Origin of the sequence: Streptomyces sp. NPDC090499 (assembly GCF_044769305.1) — a bacterium.
Classification (GTDB): Bacteria; Actinomycetota; Actinomycetes; order Streptomycetales; family Streptomycetaceae; genus Streptomyces.
This window is the reverse complement of sequence record NZ_JBIVXP010000001.1, coordinates 143,003-158,077: the sequence shown is the minus strand read 5'-3', so window position 1 is coordinate 158,077 and position 15,075 is coordinate 143,003. Positions and strand designations below refer to the sequence as shown.

Here is a 15,075-nt window from a genome sequence, read left to right as displayed (position 1 = left end):
GCAGCGGACGGGCGGAGCACCGGTGGATTTCGCGTGCCGCCAGTGCGAGCGGTGATCAGGCCGCGACGAACTCCTCGTACACCGCCCGCAGCCGGTCGGCCGCCTCCCGGCCGGCGGCCCGCAGCGGTGCCCGTACCGGGCCCGCCGGCAGGCCGGTCGCGGCGAGCAGCGCCTTCGCCGTGACGGTGCCCGGCAGCCCCGCGGCCGTCATCGCCTCGATCAACGGCACGGCCCGCAGCTGGAGTTCGGTCGCGCGAGCCGTGTCGCCCGCGTCGAACGCGGCCAGGATCGCGGCGACCCGGGACGGGACGACGTTGGCCACCGTGCTCACGCAGCCGGCCGCGCCCACCGCGTACAGGGCGAGGATGTGCTCGTCGCAGCCCGCGTAGTACGCCAGATCCGTGCGCGCCAGCACCTTCTGGGTACCGAGGAAGTCGTACGAGCAGTCCTTCACGGCGACGATCCGGGGGTGCGCGGCGAGCCGGACCAGCGTCTCCGGCTCGATCCGGGTGCCGGTGCGGCCCGGGATGTCGTACAGCATCACCGGCAGCCCGCTCGCCTCGGCCACCTGGAGGAAGTGCGCCTCCAGAGCGTCCTGCGGGGGCCTGCTGTAGTACGGCGACACCACCAGGACCCCGTCGGCGCCCGCCTTCTCGGCCGCGAGCGTGAGCTGCACGGTGTGCAGGGTGTCCGCAGTGCCCACGCCCGCCACCAGCGAGACCCGCTCACCCACCGCCGCCCGGACGGCCCCGATCAGCTCCGCCTTCTCCGCGTCCGTCGTGGTCGGCGACTCGCCGGTGGTGCCGTTCAGCACCAGACCGTCGCAGCCCTCCGCCACCAGGTGCGCGGCCAGCCGCCGGGCGCCGTCGAGGTCCGGCGCGCCCGCTTCGGTGAAGGGGGTGACCATCGCGCAGAGCGTACGGCCGAAGGGGCGGGGCGAACGGGGAGTGCCGTGTGGGTTCGTCATGGGGGTAGTCTCGGCAGCGCGATGGATTAGCTCCACTTAATTCTTCTACGGCTTATCTCTTAGTGATGCTAAGCCATCGGCTCCTGGCGTCCTCTTGGCGCCCTGCCGGTGTCCTGAGGCCCTGTGTCCAACTCGGCCGCTCATGGGCCACTATGGGCCGGACGGTCACCGACGGCAGGTCATGGGTCACGGGAGGCACCATGAAGCTGGGCAAGGCACTGGCCACCGGGGTAGCTGAGGAGCGGCCGCTCGTCCGCGACGACGTACCCGAACTTCCCGAACTTCCCGACGAGATCCGCGAGCCCCAGGTCGCGTCCGCGTCCGAAGAGGCGCCGGCCGCCCGATGAGGCCCTGGCTCCCGGCGGAACGGCCGACGGAGCCGCCGACCGGCTACAAGATCGCCCACCCGATGCTGTCCCAGGACGGTACGCGGGCCGGGTTCACCGGTGTGTCGCTGGGCGGCGCGCTGCCGTACGGAGTGCTGGACGACGCGTCCTGCGTCTACGGCCGACGGCATCGCCCGCCCGCGCGGCTGTGCGACTGCGGCTTCCACTGCGTGCACGAACGCGAGGTCGCCGAGGCCCTGTTGTGCACCGCCGAGCACCGGTCCGCCGTGCTGCTCGAAGTCTCCGTCCTCGGCGCCTACATCCGTTTCGAGCGCGGCTTCCGCTACGCCCGGCAGCGGGTGCGGACCGCGACCGTCGGGCCGTGCGCCTGCGATGCACCGGCCGTCGCGCTCGCCGACTCGGGCGGGGGCAGGCCCGGTTGGCGGGGACTCGCGGCCGCCTGCGCGGGCTGTGTACGCGCCCGTGTGTCCGTCTCGCCCGCCGGGTTCGCCCGGCGGGCGGGGCAGGGGCTGCGGGTGATCGCCGGGGGCGCGGGGGCCACCGGCGGCCCGGTGGCGGCGGGGGAGGGCCTCGGGGTGCCCGAACTGGTCGCGGAGGCCGCTCTGTTGCAGGCCCGCCTCGACTGGTTCCAGAGCCAGCTGGCCCGGCTCGGCGAACGGGGTGAACAGGGCTGAGGGTGGCCGGACCGGGTACTCGGAAGGTCCGCAGGCACAGCGGACGCCGACGAGACCAGGAGGGGCAGCACCGATGACGAAGAGGACCGTACGCGGAACGAGGGCCCGGCTGACCGGGACCGCCGACCTCAGGGACCGGGCCGACACGCTGAGCGTACAGCTGCGCGAGGGCGCGGCCAGGGCCGGTCGGCAGGCCCAGGGCCGGGCGATGAAGGGCGGCCACACGGCACAGGAGCGGTTGGCCAAGGCGCGCCACACGTTCCAGGAGCGCGCGCTGCGGACCGGGCACGCCGTCCAGGAGCGGGCGGGGCGCGCCGGGCACCTGGCGACGGAGCAGGCCGCCGGGGCGGGGCACACCGTCGAGGACCGGGTCGCACAGCCCGCCCGCACGGCCGTGCGGGCCCTCGTCCGGCTCCCCCGGCCGGTGCTGGTCGCGGGCACTGCCGTCGCCGTCGCCGTCGCGGTGGCGGTCGGCGCGCTGCGCCGGAGCCGTCGCACCTGAGACCCGAAGGGGGCTCCGCTCCACCGTCCCACCGAAAACTCCACCTGTGTGGACAAAAAAAGTTTTCGGTGAGACGGTGGAGCCATGCTGGACGTCACCGTGATCGAGGACCCCGAGGCAGCGGCCGTGTCGCTGGACCCCATACGGGCCAGGCTGCTCGCCGAACTGGCCGACGCGCCCGCGTCGGCCGCGATGCTGGCCGGCCGGGTCGGGCTGCCCCGGCAGAAGGTGAACTACCACCTGAAGACGCTGGAGCGGCACGGCCTGGTCGAACTGGCCGGCGAGCGGCGCAAGGGCAACGTCACCGAACGGCTGATGCGCGCGACCGCCGCGTCGTACGTCATCTCGCCGGCCGCCCTGCCCGCCGTGCAGCCGGACCCGGACCGCTTCCGCGACCAGCTCTCCGCACGCTGGCTGCTCGCGCTCGGCGCGCGCCTGGTGCGCGACGTCGGCATGCTGGTCACCGGGGCCGCCAAGGCCCACAAGCGGCTGGCGACCTACGCGCTGGACGGTGAGGTCCGGTTCGCCTCCGCCGCCGACCGCGCGGCCTTCGTGCAGGAGCTGACGGCGGGCGTCAGCGCGCTCATCCGCAAGTACGACGCGCCCGACACGGAGGCCGGCCGGGACCACCGGATCGTGGTCGCCGTCCATCCCACGGTCAAGGACCGGCCCACCCTCGAGCCGGAACAGTAGGCGGCAGGAGCCCCATCATGTCCAAGGAATTCGAGATCGCCCGCGAGTTCGAGGTCGACGCCACGCCCGCAGAGGTGTGGGAGGCGATCACCCACGGCACCGGCGGCTATCTGTGGCCGATGCAGCCGCCCGAGCCCCGGGTGGGCGGCACGGCGGCCTTCGGCTCCACCGTCACCGCCTACGACCCGCCGCACCACCTGGTCACCCGCAGCGAGGACGTCGGCTTCCCGACGCAGAGCGCCAACCAGCTGGAGCACGTCATCGAGGAGCGCGACGAGGGCCGCCGCGCCTGGGTGCGCTACGTGCACAGCGGGATCTTCACCGACGACTGGGACAACCAGTACGACGGCGCGAGCCGGCACACCGACTTCTACCTGCACACCCTGCGCGAGTACCTCACCCACTTCGCGCCCCGCCCGGTGAGCTTCGCCCAGCTGAACGGGCCGGAGGCCTCCCAGGCACCGGACGCCTTCACCGCCGTGGGCCGCGCCCTCGGGCTGCCGGACGACCTGGCGGCGGGCGCGAAGGCGAGCGTCCACGGGCCCGGCGGGCGGGCCCTGGACGCGGTGGTCGACTACCGCGACCCGTACTTCGTCGGACTGCGCACCGAGGACGCCCTCATCCGGTTCTTCGGGCGCAACCACTGGGGCGCCCCCGTCGGCGTCAGCGTCCACGACTTCGCGCCGGACGCCGACGCCGAGGCGAACGAGATCGCCTGGCAGGACTGGCTGAACGGGGTGTTCGGCCAGTCCTGAGCAGCCTGCGGCCGGTTACGGGCGGAAGCGCAGCACCTGCGGGTCGTGGTCGCTGATCTGGTCGTGGAACTCCGAGTTGATGTGCACGCTGTCGTACTCGAAGTCGCCCTTGCCGCGGATCTGCTTGCTGATCAGGATCTGGTCCAGGACCTGCTCGTTGCCCTGGTAGTCGTAGGTGTAGCGCTCCTTGGTCGGCAGCGACTGGATCGCCGACCAGAGGGCGCCGTGGCTCTCCAGGATCTTGGTGGTGCCGGAGAAGTCGAAGTCGTTCATGTCGCCGAGCGCGATCACCTCGGCGTCCTTCTGGACGTCGAGGATGCTCCGGACGAACGCGTTGACCAGCGTCGCCTGTGCGTGGCGCTGGGTCTCCGAGCTGCGTACCACCGGCTGGTACTGCGAGGTCAGCCCCTGGTCGCCGCCCTTGGAGTTCAGGTGGTTGGCGATCACGAAGACCGTCCTGCCCTGGAAGACGAACTCACCGGCGAGCGGCTTGCGGCTGGTCGTCCAGGCGGTGTTCGCCGGGTCGACGCGGCCGGGGGAGGCCGTCAGCCGGGCCTTGCCGTGCACCTTGGTGACGCCCACCGCGGTGGTGGAGTCGCCGCCCGCGCGGTCGACGAAGGAGACCCGCTCCGGGTTGAACAGGAAGACCTGGCGGATGTTGCCGCCGGGCTCGCCGCCGTCCTGGTCGTTGACCGGGTCGATGGAACGCCACTGGTACTTCGGGCCGCCGGCCGCGACGATCGCGTCGATCAGCTTGTTCACCGTCACGTCGGCGGCGACCGTGCCGTCGTCCGTCGCGCCGTTGTTGTCCTGGATCTCCTCCAGGGACACGATGTCGGGCGACTGGAGGTTGTTCACGATCGCGGACGCGTGCGCGGCGAAGGTGCCGTCCGAGGGGTCGAGGTTCTCGACGTTGTAGGTCGCCACCGCCAGCTGGCCGTGCGACTGCTTCTTCGTCGTCTCGCGCTGCAGGCCGCCGCTCTTCAGGGTGCCCAGCGTGCTCGCGACCAGGGTGTAGCCGCCGTACTGGTTGTAGTCCATCGGGCCGGTCGTGGCGCCGGTCAGGGTGTCGCCGACGTTCGCCGCCGGGAAGTCCGCGGTCGAGCCGAGGGACTGGATCTGCAGGCGGCCGGTGTTCTGGTCGCGGTAGGAGCGGTACAGCGAGCCGCCGCGGTTGGTGCGGTTCTCGTGCGGCTTCACCGTGACCCACAGCTCGGCGTACGGGTCGGTGGCGGTGACCACGCGGGCGTTCTCGACCCGGACGTTCATGCCCTCCAGGGACTCGTAGTAGTCCAGGGCGTACTTCTTCGGCTGGAGGGTCAGGCCGTTGATCGAATTGCTCGCGGCCGTGTCGCCCGTCGGGGTGTACGCGCTCGGCACCGACTTCTTGTCGATCACGACCGGCGCCGGGACCGCGTTGCCGGTGGAGACCGTGGTGACCGTCGGTTTGGTGATCTCGGTCAGCGACTGGTTGCCGGTGGCGGCGCCGCCCGGGACGTACTCGGAGACCGTGCCGGTGACCGTGACGGAGTCGCCGACCGCGACCTTCGGGGTGGAGCTGGTGAAGACGAAGACGCCCTCGCTGGTGGCCGGGTTGTCGTCCGGCGTCGGGTCCTGGATCCAGAAGCCTCTGGAGGAGCCGTAGGTGCGCGTGCCCGTGACGATGCCGGGGATGTCCGTCACCTTCTGGCCGGCGTACGGCGAGGTGCGCGTGGTGCCCTGGACGTCGTGGATGCGCAGTCCGTCGGCCTGGGCGGGCGAGGTGAGGGCGACGGTGGACGCCGCGCTGCAGACGGCGGCGACGGTGAGCGCGGCGAGACGCGCGGAAGACCTGCTCGGCAAGGGAATCCCTCCGGGGACATACGGAAGCGCCGGGACGAGGGCGGTTTACGGGGTGTTCATGACACGTCCATGAACACCACATGACATGGATATGACACGCGTAGACATCGAGTGAACAGTTGTCCCCCCGGTTTCTACGCGCGTCAATCTCCTGCCTGGCCACGGCAGTTGTCAAGGTTTCGGCCATGTGCGGGGCCGGGCGGGGAGATGAACCGGGCGGCATGGGTGGAAATCCGTCTAGGCTGAGCGGCTGAGCCGTACGGCGTCCAGGTGGTCGTACGGCCGTCGATACGGTGTCCATGTCGCCGTACGACCGTTGAGGCGTCCGAGGAGAACCAGCCGATGTCTGACAGCGCCCCCCTGCCCCCGGTGCGGTTGCGTTCCGAAGCGGAGCTGGCGCACGCCGCGCTGTCCACGCCGCTGCTCACCCGGGCCGCCCGGCTCGCCCGCTGGGCCGGCCCCGACACCCGCGTGGACGCGGGCGGCGAACTGGTCGAGGAACAGCTCCCGGCCGCCGCCGAGGCGCTCGGACTCACCGGGGAGGACGCCGTCGCCTACGCCGGTGAGGCCTGGCGGGTCGCCGTGGACGCCGGACTGGTCGAGATCGCCGACGAGGAGGCCGGGACGGTGGCGGCGGGGGAGGAGCTGGCGCTGCTCACCGGGGGCTCGCCGCACGACGTCCTCGCGGTGTGGCAGGCCGCGCTGGAGACCGTCATCGCCGACGCGAGCGTGCCCGACCTGGACGGAATTGTCGACGCGCTCGACGAGGGCGGCGAGGTCGATTTCTCGTCACTCGGCTGGGACCCGGAGGCGGAGGCGGACTTCCTCGACGGCGTCCTCGGCAACCTGTACCTGCTGACCGTGAGCGAGGGCGGTCCCGGCGAGGCGCCGGTGCCGCTGCCCGCGCTCGCCGCGTCGATGATCGTGCCCAGCGACATGGGGGAGCCGACCAACGACGTCCTCGAACAGGTCTCCGACGCGATGATGCGGCTCGACGACCAGTTCCGCCTGCTGGAGCCGGTCGGGCTCGTCGAGTACCAGCCGGTCGACGAGGCGCTGATGGCCGACGCGGAGGAGGAGCCGGCGGCGGGACCGGTCGACGAGGCCGACGTCTCCCGCTACGGCATGGTGCGGCTCACCCCGCTCGGCGCCTACGGGCTGCGGGCGCGGCTGCTGGAGGCCGGCTTCGCGGCGCCGGCGGTCGGGGAGCTCGCCGACAAGGGGGCGGACGCGCTGCTCGACGGCACGGCCGCGTTCCCGCAGGGGGCCGCGCAGGCCGAGACCGAGCAGTGGCTGGCCCGCCGGGAGTCCCTCGCCGCGGCCCGCGAGCTGCTGGCCGCCGCGCGCGGTGCGGACCCGGGCGCCCCGCTGCGGCGGCTGCGCTGCCAGCAGGCGCTGTCCCTGCTCGGCGCCGAGGCCGAGCCCGCCCTCCGCGAGGTCCTCGACGACCCCGAGCTGGGCGGCCTGGCGCGGGTCTGGCTCGCCGAACGCGGCGCCGCCGACGTGCCGGCGCCCTCCCAGGACCTGATCTTCTGGCTGACCATCGACACGGTGGCCGCACAGCTGGCCGCCGAAGGGAACTCCGAGGAACTCCAGGCGCTGGTGGAGGGCCTGGCCCAGCAGCACAGCGGCTTCTTCGCCGAGGCGTGGCGGGTGGGCCACCCCGACACCGCCGACGTCCTGGAGGCGATGGGTCGCCTCCACCCCGACAAGAAGGTGGCCAAGGAGGCCCGGAAGGCGGCGTTCAAGGCGCGGTCGCAGCACGGGGGGTAAGGGCCGAAGGGGCGGGGTGCGCGGAGGTCGCCCCCGACTGCGTTGTGCACGGCTGAGCGCCGTCGCGGCGGGAGAAGAGCATGCGGCGGGGCGCGGTCTCGTGGTGCGCGCCGCTGTGATGGGGCGTGCGGGTTGGTGGGGGCATCGTCGGCACCGCCGTCCGGGCCTGGCGTCGTTGCGGCGGAAAAGAGATCAACCGACGGGCTGTCGCGAGTGCTTGCCGGTGCGGGAGGTCGGGCGCCGCCGGATGCCGCCGTCCGGGCCGAGCGCCGTGGTGGCGGGAAGGACGAGAGCGCTGTCGCGGCGGGCGTGAAGCGGCTGGGGGAAGTCGTTGCCCTCTGCGGGGTGTTCTTGGGGTCGGCTTTTGGGAGGCGTGGGGCGGGGCTTACGGATTCATGGAAGAGACAGCCGTGAAGTCGCCCTGCGTTCAACCGGAGTTCAGGGGTGGGCGAGAGCGTGTGCGCCGAGTTGAGGTTCGCCACCCTCCACGGCACTCCGACCGTCACAGGAGACACCATGTCGCTCTCCCGCAGGGACTTCGCCGCGAAATCCGCGATCACCGGTGCCGGTGTCGCACTGGCCGGCAGCGTCGGCGCGCTCGCCACCGCTCCGAACGCCCTCGCCGCCACCGAGACCGAGGCGGCCGACGCGGCGCACGGGCACGGGCACGGCGGCGTCGGCTACGGGCCGCTGCTCCCCGACCCCGACGGCATCCTCGCGCTCCCCGCCGGCTTCAAGTACCGCGTCATCACGTACAGCGGCAGGACCCGGCTGGAGTCCGGGGAGTTCACCCCCTCCAACCACGACGGCACCTCCACCTTCGACGGCCCGCGCGGCGCCACCCTCCTCGTCAACAACCACGAGCTGGCCGGCCCCCGCGCCAACTGGCCGTACCCGGTTCCGCTCACCGAGGGCCTCGTCTACGACCCGGCCGCGGCCGGCGGCTGCACGGTCGTCGAGGTCCGCCCCGGCGGGCACGTCGCCGAGTGGGTCGGCATCGCCGGCACCGCCACCAACTGCGCGGGCGGCAACACCCCTTGGGACACCTGGCTCACCTGCGAGGAGACCGAGGACAAGGCCGGCACCAACGGCTTCACCAAGGACCACGGCTACGTCTTCGAGGTCGACCCCGAGGACCGCCGGGCCAACAAGAACCCCAAACCCCTCAAGGCGCTGGGCCGTTACGCCCACGAGGCGGTCGTCGTCGACCCCAAGCGCGGCCACCTGTACCTGACCGAGGACGCCTCCAACCCGAACGGCCTGCTCTACCGCTGGACCCCGCCCGAGCACTTCCACCACGGGCGCGGCAAGCTGCGCACCCTGGCCGACGACGCCGGCACGCTCCAGGCGTTCAGGTGCTTCGACTCCGGCGGCCAGTTCGTCGACGACCTCTCCCGCGCCACGAAGATCGGCACGGTCTACGGCGTCGACTGGACCGACGTCCCTGACCGCGACGCGAGGACCACCTCCGTCCGCAAGCAGTTCAGCACCGGCCAGGTCACCCGCGCCCGCAAGCTGGAGGGCATGTGGTGGGGCGACGGCGGCGTGTACATCGTCTCCTCCTACGCCCGCGCGGAGAGCCCCGTCCAGCACGACGGCTCGGTCTGGTTCTACGACCCCAAGCGCCGCACCCTCACCCTCAAGGTCCGCATCGGCGTCAACCCCGACCCGTCCGTGGAGGGCAACTTCGACGGCCCGGACAACATCACCGTCTCCCCGTACGGCGGCCTGGTCATCGCCGAGGACGGCGAGGGCCTGCAGCACCTGTTCGGCGCCACCGACAGCGGCCGCACCTACCCCATCGCCCGCAACGAGCTGAACACCGGCACCGCGGAGGAGCCCGAGTACAGCGAGTTCACCGGCGTCACCTTCTCGCCCGACGGCCGGACCCTCTACGCCAACATCCAGACCCCGGGCATCATGCTCGCCATCACCGGGCCCTGGAAGCGCCAGCAGCGCGGAGAGTAATTCGCTCGCCCGGCCCGCGGCCCGCCTCCTAAGGTTGTACACGTCCAGGTGCGAAGGCAGGACCTACTTCCACTCATAATGGGGCGGCCGCGGGTTCGAGTCCCGCCACCGGTACAACGCGCCGGTGTAGCTCAGGGGTTAGAGCACCTACGTCGGTTCCGCCGACTTCGATCTCTGGACACCGAAAACTTCATGCACCTCCCGGTGCGTGTTCTTGACCTCGGGAGGCGCAGCTCATGGTGGGTGTCCGGTGCGAAGACAGCGGATACTTCGGGGACTGGTGGGGGTGAATCCCCCATGCGGGTTCGAATCCCGTCATCGGCTCGGGGCCGATGTGGCGGAACGGAAGACGCGCCAGTTGATAAGCGACCGCAGTCGATTTCGACCTCGGACACCCTCCTTTTGCCGCGCCTCCTCCCAGACTCCATCGAATTCGGGGGGAATTCACCATGGCGCGATTCAACACCAAGGCGGCCCGGGCGCAGCCCACTTCGCGGGTCACCTCCACGGGACGCGTGCTCCGTACCTACGAGGGTGGTCGCGGCCGGGAGCGGGACGCGCGGTCCGAGCTCTTCCTGCTCGCCGTCGCCAACTTCGTCTCGCAGCAGACCTTCTACGAGTCCGGCACGGACCGCGACGACCGCTTCGCCAAGCTGCTGCGCGAGCTCGCCGTCACCGACCCGGCCTGGACCGCAGGCCTGCTCGGCTGGCTGCGCGGCGAGGGCAACATGCGGACCGCCTCGATCGTGGGCGCCGCCGAGTACGTGCACGCCCGACTGGCCGCGGGGGCCACCGACGGCCCCTCGAACCGCCAGGTCGTCGCCTCCGTGCTGCAGCGGCCCGACGAGCCCGGCGAGCTGCTCGCGTACTGGACGGCGACGTACGGCCGTGCCGTCCCCAAGCCCGTCAAGCGAGGGATCGCCGACGCCGTACGACGGCTCTACCACGGCAAGTCGCTGCTCAAGTACGACACCGCGTCCAAGGGATACCGCTTCGGCGACGTCCTCAACCTGGTGCACGCGGCGCCGGACCCGGACAGGCCGTGGCAGGGCGAGCTGTTCCGGTACGCCCTGGACCGGCGGCACAACCCGGACACCGCGGTACCGCCCACGTCGAGCCCGGTGCTCGGCGCGCACCGTGAGCTGATGGCACTGCCCGTCGGGCAGCGCCGCGCGGTCGTCACCGAGCCCGGTGGCGCCGAGCGGCTCGCGGCGGCCGGCCTCACCTGGGAGGCGCTGGCCGGCTGGCTGCAGGGGCCGATGGACAAGGCCGCGTGGGAGGCGGTCATCCCGTCCATGGGGGCCATGGCGCTCGTCCGCAACCTGCGGAACTTCGACGAGGCCGGCGTCTCCGACGAGGTCGCGGCCACCGTCGCGGCCCGGATCGGCGACCCGGCTCAGGTGGCGCGGTCGCGGCAGTTCCCGTTCCGGTACCTCGCCGCGTACCAGCACGCGCCGTCGCTGCGCTGGTCGTACCCGCTGGAGCAGGCGCTCGGCCACTCGCTGGCCAACGTGCCCGCGCTGCCGGGGCGGACGCTGGTGCTCGTGGACCGTTCGGGCTCGATGTTCTACTCGCGGCTGTCCGAGCGCTCGGAGCTCAACCGGGCCGACGCGGCGGCGATCTTCGGCACGGCGCTCGCGCTGCGGTCCGCGGACGCGGATCTCGTCGAGTTCGGTACGACGAGCAGGCGGCTGACGTTCGGCAACGGCGAGTCGGTGCTGAAGGTCCTGGGCCGCTTCGGCGACCTGGGCGGCACCGACACCACGTCGGCGATCCGCTCGCACTACCGGGGACAGGACCGGGTGCTGATCGTCACCGACGAGCAGTACGCGTTCAACCAGCACGGCGACCCGACCCGGCAGGTCCCGGCGCACGTACCGGTCTACACCTGGAACCTGGCCGGCTACCGGGTGGGCCACGGCCCGTCGGGCCAGGGCAACCGGCATGTGTTCGGGGGCCTTTCCGACGCTGCCTTCGGCATGGTCCCGCTGCTGGAGGCGGCCCGGAACGCCGCCTGGCCGTGGGAGACAGCGGCGGCCTGACCGCCGCCCTCCGATCGTGACCCGCACCTTCACGGGGGGTGCGGGTCACACCGCTGCCCGCCACCCCCTTGCCCTCGCCCGCCACTGATATCTAACATTTCAGTTCATGGAGGCCCTGCGACCCGTAACCCGCACCCTGCTCCGCGACCGCGCCTACACCGCGATCCGGGACGCCATCGTCGCCGGGGACATCGAACCGGGCGCGGTGGTGCGCGACGCCGAGCTCGCGGAGCGGCTCGGACTGTCCCGGGCGCCGGTGCGGGAGGCGTTCGCGCGGCTCGTCGACGAGGGTCTCCTGGAGAGCAAGCCGCAGAGCTACACCCGGGTCACGCCGGTCGTGGCCGCCGAGGTACGGGACGCGGCGGCGGTGGTCGGGGCCATGCACGAACTGGTCACGTGGGCTGCCGTGCCCCTGCTGCGGGACGTCGACCTGGATCTGATGCGAGTGTCCAACGTCCGGTTCGCCGCCGCCGTACAGGCCGGTGACGTGGACGGGGCCCTGCGCGCCGACGACGAATTGCACGACGTCCTGGTCCGGGTGGCCGGCAATCGCGCGGCCGCCGCCACCGTGGCCCGCTACACCCCGCTCATCCGCCGCCTGGAGCGCCGCCGCTTCGGCGAGGGCGGCTCCTGCCGCTCGGCCGGCCTGCACGAACGGCTGATCGCGGCGTGTGCCGCCGGTGACACGGAGGCGGCGGTCCGGGTCACGGCGGAGATCTGGCGCAGCCTCGCCGACCTGGCCGACCCCGACTGACCCCAGGAGCTTCCATGTCCCTTTCCTCCTACGCCCGTTACCCCCTCCTCTTCGGCCCCTCGCCCGTGCACCCCCTGGAGCGCCTCACCGCCCGCCTCGGCGGCGCCGCGCTGTGGGCCAAGCGGGAGGACTGCAACTCCGGGATCGCGTACGGCGGGAACAAGACGCGCAAGCTGGAGTACCTGGTCGCGGACGCGCTCGCCAAGGGCTGCGACACCCTCGTCTCCATCGGCGGGGTGCAGTCCAACCACACCCGCCAGGTGGCCGCCGTGGCCGCCCGCGCCGGGCTCAAGTGCGTGCTGGTGCAGGAGAGCTGGGTGGAGTGGCCGGACTCGGTCTATGACAAGGTCGGCAACATCCTGATCAGCAGGCTGGCCGGGGCGGACGTCCGCCTGGTCCGCGCCGGGTTCGGCATCGGCTTCAAGGAGAGCTGGGAGCTGGCGCTGCGCGAGGTCGAGGAGTCCGGCGGCAAGCCGTACGCCATTCCGGCCGGCGCCTCCGACCACCCGCTCGGCGGCCTCGGCTTCGCCGGCTGGGCGTACGAAGTCGCCGAACAGGAACAGGAGTTGGGCGTCTTCTTCGACACGGTGATCGTCTGTTCGGTGACCGGGTCCACGCAGGCCGGGATGGTCGCGGGGTTCGCCGCGCTGGAAGAGGCGGGCGGCCGTGAACGCCGGGTGATCGGCATCGACGCCTCGGCCAAGCCAGCCGAGACCCGCGAGCAGGTGGCCCGGATAGCCCGCCGCACCGGCGAACTCATCGGGGTCAAGGGCGAGTTGACGGTGGAGCTGGACGACCGCTACCACGCCGGCGTCTACGGCGTCCCGGACGACACCACCCTCGCGGCGATGCGGCTGGCCGCCCGCACCGAGGGCATGGTCACCGACCCGGTGTACGAGGGGAAGTCGATGGCGGGGATGGTCGACCTGGTGGAGCGGGGCGAGATCGGCGCCGACTCGACGGTGCTGTACGCCCACCTGGGCGGGCAGCCGGCGCTGAATGCGTACAGCGCCTTGTTCTAGCCGGTTCGCCGATCCGTCGGGGCGGCGGTGGGCGTCGGTGGTCGGGTGCGGCGCCGTCGTGGCTGGTCGTGCAGTTCCCCGCGCCCCTGACGGGGCGCTCACCGCAGCGCCCTGCTTTCAGGGGCGCGGTCCGGCAGCCGACGCACGGCCCGCGCGGCGTGTGGGACTAATCCGTCTGCTTCCGTGGCGTCGTGATGACGAACCCCGCCACCAGCAGCGCGGCCACCGCGACCAGGGACCCGATGCCGAAGGCGCGGGCCGCGCCGTGGGTGAGGATGTCGGCCGGCGTGCCCGTCGCGTGTTGGGTCGCCGTGCCGTAGACCGTGACCAGGACGGCGAGTCCGAGGGTGCCGCCCAGCCACTGCAGGGTCTGCAGCAGGCCGGACGCGGCACCCGCCTCCCGCGGCCCGATGCGGGCGAGGATCGTCGCGTTGAGCGGCATGAAGCTCAGGCCGACGCCCACGCCGAGCAGCAGCAGCGGACCGAGCAGCCCGGTGGCGTAGCCGTCGCCGGGCCGCAGCCGCCACAGCCAGCCGCCGGCGGCGACGAGCAGGGTGATGCCGGTCAGCAGGATCGGCTTGGCACCGAGGCGGGCCAGCAGCTTCGGCAGCAGCCGCACCATCGTGAACATGGCCAGGGTCATGGGCAGGAACGCGAACCCGGCGCGCAACGGGCTGTATTGGAGCACCTGCTGGCAGATGAGGGTGAGGAAGTAGAAGGCGCCGAACATGCCCGCGGGCAGCAGCATGAGGGTGAGATAGCCGCCCGCCCGGTCCCGGTCGGCGAACAGCCGCAGCGGCATGATCGGCTGGCCGGCCCGGGACTCGATCAGGGTGAAGCCGAGGAGCAGCGCGACGGCGCAGCTGAATCCGAGCAGGGACCGGCTGTCGGTCCAGCCGTCCTCGGAGACCCGGATGAACGCGTACACGAGCGAGGTCATCCCGGCCGTTCCGGTCAGCGCGCCCGCGAGGTCGAAGCGGCCCGCGTGGCGCGGGGTCTCGGCGACGAACCGGGGCAGGGCCACGAACAGGGCGATGCCGATCGGCACGTTGATGAGCAGGGCCCAGCGCCAGGACGCCCAGGAGGTGAGCATGCCGCCCAGGACCAGACCGGCGGAGCCGCCGATGCCGGCCACGGAGGAGTAGACGCTCAGGGCGTGGTGGCGGCGCGGGCCCGGAGGGAAGTTGGTGGTGATCAGGGCCAGGGTGCTGGGCGCGATCAGCGCGGCGCCGACGCCCTGCAGCGCCCGCGCCGTGAGCAGCCAGCCGCTCTCCGCGGCGAGCCCGCCGAGCAGCGAGGAGAGCGCGAACAACAGCGCTCCGGCGCCGAGCGTACGACGGCGGCCGACGATGTCGCCGACGCGCCCGCCGAGCAGCAGCAGGCCGCCGAAGGCGAGGGTGTAGGCGTTGAGCACCCAGGACAGGCCGGTCCGGCTGAACCCGAGGCCCTGCTGGATGTCGGGCAGCGCGACGTTGACGACGGTGGCGTCGACGCCGACCATCATGTAGGCGGTGACGATGACGAGGAGGGCGGTGCCGGACCTGGCGGGATGCGCGGAGTCCGGCGGGGCGTCGGCGGCGGTGGACGGTGCGGAAGAGCTGGACGGGGCGGACATGGGTTCTCCCGGTCTGTGCGTCCCCGGCGCGGGCATGGTGAAGTACGGGCAGGTGGACTGCCCGTGGCGCACACACAGCACACGGCGATAAGCGGGGACTGTCTCCGTTTAGTCTTCGATA

General features: G+C 72.3%; 13 protein-coding genes. 10 read left to right on the top strand and 3 right to left on the bottom strand.

What is annotated here, in order from left to right:
- Positions 1–55: 55 nt before the first annotated feature.
- Positions 56–967: a 4-hydroxy-tetrahydrodipicolinate synthase gene (gene dapA, locus ACIQVL_RS00760; RefSeq protein WP_403473913.1), complete on the bottom strand. Its 912-nt coding sequence runs from the start codon at positions 965–967 to the stop codon at positions 56–58.
- Positions 968–1,167: 200 nt separating this feature from the next.
- Here dapA and ACIQVL_RS00755 point away from each other — a divergent pair, with 200 nt between their 5' ends.
- The 5 genes from ACIQVL_RS00755 to ACIQVL_RS00735 all read left to right on the top strand — a co-directional run bounded on the left by ACIQVL_RS00755 (position 1,168) and on the right by ACIQVL_RS00735 (position 3,938).
- Complete coding sequence (locus tag ACIQVL_RS00755; RefSeq protein ID WP_403473912.1) at positions 1,168–1,314, top strand: hypothetical protein; 147 nt, start codon at positions 1,168–1,170, stop codon at positions 1,312–1,314.
- Entirely contained in the window at positions 1,311–1,988 is a 678-nt protein-coding gene (locus tag ACIQVL_RS00750) for a hypothetical protein (RefSeq protein ID WP_403473911.1), read from the top strand. Before ACIQVL_RS00755 ends, ACIQVL_RS00750 begins: the two co-directional genes overlap by 4 nt.
- A gap of 73 nt (positions 1,989–2,061) precedes the next feature.
- Positions 2,062–2,490: a hypothetical protein gene (locus ACIQVL_RS00745; protein WP_403473910.1), complete on the top strand. Its 429-nt coding sequence runs from the start codon at positions 2,062–2,064 to the stop codon at positions 2,488–2,490.
- An 84-nt stretch (positions 2,491–2,574) separates the two neighbouring features.
- Positions 2,575–3,183: an ArsR/SmtB family transcription factor gene (locus tag ACIQVL_RS00740; protein ID WP_403473909.1), complete on the top strand. Its 609-nt coding sequence runs from the start codon at positions 2,575–2,577 to the stop codon at positions 3,181–3,183.
- Positions 3,184–3,200: 17 nt separating this feature from the next.
- Complete coding sequence (locus ACIQVL_RS00735) at positions 3,201–3,938, top strand: SRPBCC domain-containing protein (protein WP_403473908.1); 738 nt, start codon at positions 3,201–3,203, stop codon at positions 3,936–3,938.
- Between the two features lie 15 nt (positions 3,939–3,953).
- Here the strand turns inward: ACIQVL_RS00735 and ACIQVL_RS00730 are convergent, their stop codons facing one another.
- Positions 3,954–5,780 (bottom strand): endonuclease/exonuclease/phosphatase family protein, encoded by a 1,827-nt coding sequence (locus tag ACIQVL_RS00730; protein WP_403473907.1) that lies wholly within the window; start codon positions 5,778–5,780, stop codon positions 3,954–3,956.
- A gap of 342 nt (positions 5,781–6,122) precedes the next feature.
- Here ACIQVL_RS00730 and ACIQVL_RS00725 point away from each other — a divergent pair, with 342 nt between their 5' ends.
- From ACIQVL_RS00725 to ACIQVL_RS00705, 5 genes are all read left to right on the top strand, one after another.
- Positions 6,123–7,553 (top strand): hypothetical protein, encoded by a 1,431-nt coding sequence (locus ACIQVL_RS00725; RefSeq protein ID WP_403473906.1) that lies wholly within the window; start codon positions 6,123–6,125, stop codon positions 7,551–7,553.
- A gap of 516 nt (positions 7,554–8,069) precedes the next feature.
- The gene (locus ACIQVL_RS00720) at positions 8,070–9,521 is read left to right on the top strand and encodes an alkaline phosphatase PhoX (protein ID WP_403474777.1); all 1,452 of its coding nucleotides are present in this window, start codon (positions 8,070–8,072) and stop codon (positions 9,519–9,521) included.
- Between the two features lie 449 nt (positions 9,522–9,970).
- Positions 9,971–11,563 carry a TROVE domain-containing protein gene (locus ACIQVL_RS00715; RefSeq protein WP_403473905.1) on the top strand — a complete coding sequence of 531 codons (1,593 nt, stop codon included), beginning with the start codon at positions 9,971–9,973 and terminating at the stop codon, positions 11,561–11,563.
- 106 nt (positions 11,564–11,669) lie between these two features.
- Positions 11,670–12,317, top strand: a complete 648-nt coding sequence (locus ACIQVL_RS00710) for a GntR family transcriptional regulator (RefSeq protein ID WP_403435248.1) — start codon at positions 11,670–11,672, stop codon at positions 12,315–12,317.
- Positions 12,318–12,331: 14 nt separating this feature from the next.
- Positions 12,332–13,339: a 1-aminocyclopropane-1-carboxylate deaminase gene (locus tag ACIQVL_RS00705; protein WP_403473904.1), complete on the top strand. Its 1,008-nt coding sequence runs from the start codon at positions 12,332–12,334 to the stop codon at positions 13,337–13,339.
- Positions 13,340–13,505: 166 nt separating this feature from the next.
- On the opposite strand, the gene ACIQVL_RS00700 is transcribed toward ACIQVL_RS00705, so the two are convergent.
- Complete coding sequence (locus ACIQVL_RS00700) at positions 13,506–14,954, bottom strand: MFS transporter (protein ID WP_403473903.1); 1,449 nt, start codon at positions 14,952–14,954, stop codon at positions 13,506–13,508.
- Between the last annotated feature and the right edge of the window lie 121 nt (positions 14,955–15,075).

Excerpts from the sequence above, each read along its gene's own strand:
- ACIQVL_RS00710 (WP_403435248.1), top strand. The coding sequence starts at position 11,670 with ATGGAGGCCCTGCGACCCGTAACCCGCACCCTGCTCCGCGACCGCGCC.
- ACIQVL_RS00725 (WP_403473906.1), top strand. The coding sequence starts at position 6,123 with ATGTCTGACAGCGCCCCCCTGCCCCCGGTGCGGTTGCGTTCCGAAGCG.
- ACIQVL_RS00740 (WP_403473909.1), top strand. The coding sequence starts at position 2,575 with ATGCTGGACGTCACCGTGATCGAGGACCCCGAGGCAGCGGCCGTGTCG.
- ACIQVL_RS00715 (WP_403473905.1), top strand. The coding sequence starts at position 9,971 with ATGGCGCGATTCAACACCAAGGCGGCCCGGGCGCAGCCCACTTCGCGG.
- ACIQVL_RS00735 (WP_403473908.1), top strand. The coding sequence starts at position 3,201 with ATGTCCAAGGAATTCGAGATCGCCCGCGAGTTCGAGGTCGACGCCACG.
- ACIQVL_RS00720 (WP_403474777.1), top strand. The coding sequence starts at position 8,070 with ATGTCGCTCTCCCGCAGGGACTTCGCCGCGAAATCCGCGATCACCGGT.
- ACIQVL_RS00750 (WP_403473911.1), top strand. The coding sequence starts at position 1,311 with ATGAGGCCCTGGCTCCCGGCGGAACGGCCGACGGAGCCGCCGACCGGC.
- ACIQVL_RS00705 (WP_403473904.1), top strand. The coding sequence starts at position 12,332 with ATGTCCCTTTCCTCCTACGCCCGTTACCCCCTCCTCTTCGGCCCCTCG.
- ACIQVL_RS00745 (WP_403473910.1), top strand. The coding sequence starts at position 2,062 with ATGACGAAGAGGACCGTACGCGGAACGAGGGCCCGGCTGACCGGGACC.
- dapA (WP_403473913.1), bottom strand. The coding sequence starts at position 967 with ATGACGAACCCACACGGCACTCCCCGTTCGCCCCGCCCCTTCGGCCGT.
- ACIQVL_RS00700 (WP_403473903.1), bottom strand. The coding sequence starts at position 14,954 with ATGTCCGCCCCGTCCAGCTCTTCCGCACCGTCCACCGCCGCCGACGCC.
- ACIQVL_RS00755 (WP_403473912.1), top strand. The coding sequence starts at position 1,168 with ATGAAGCTGGGCAAGGCACTGGCCACCGGGGTAGCTGAGGAGCGGCCG.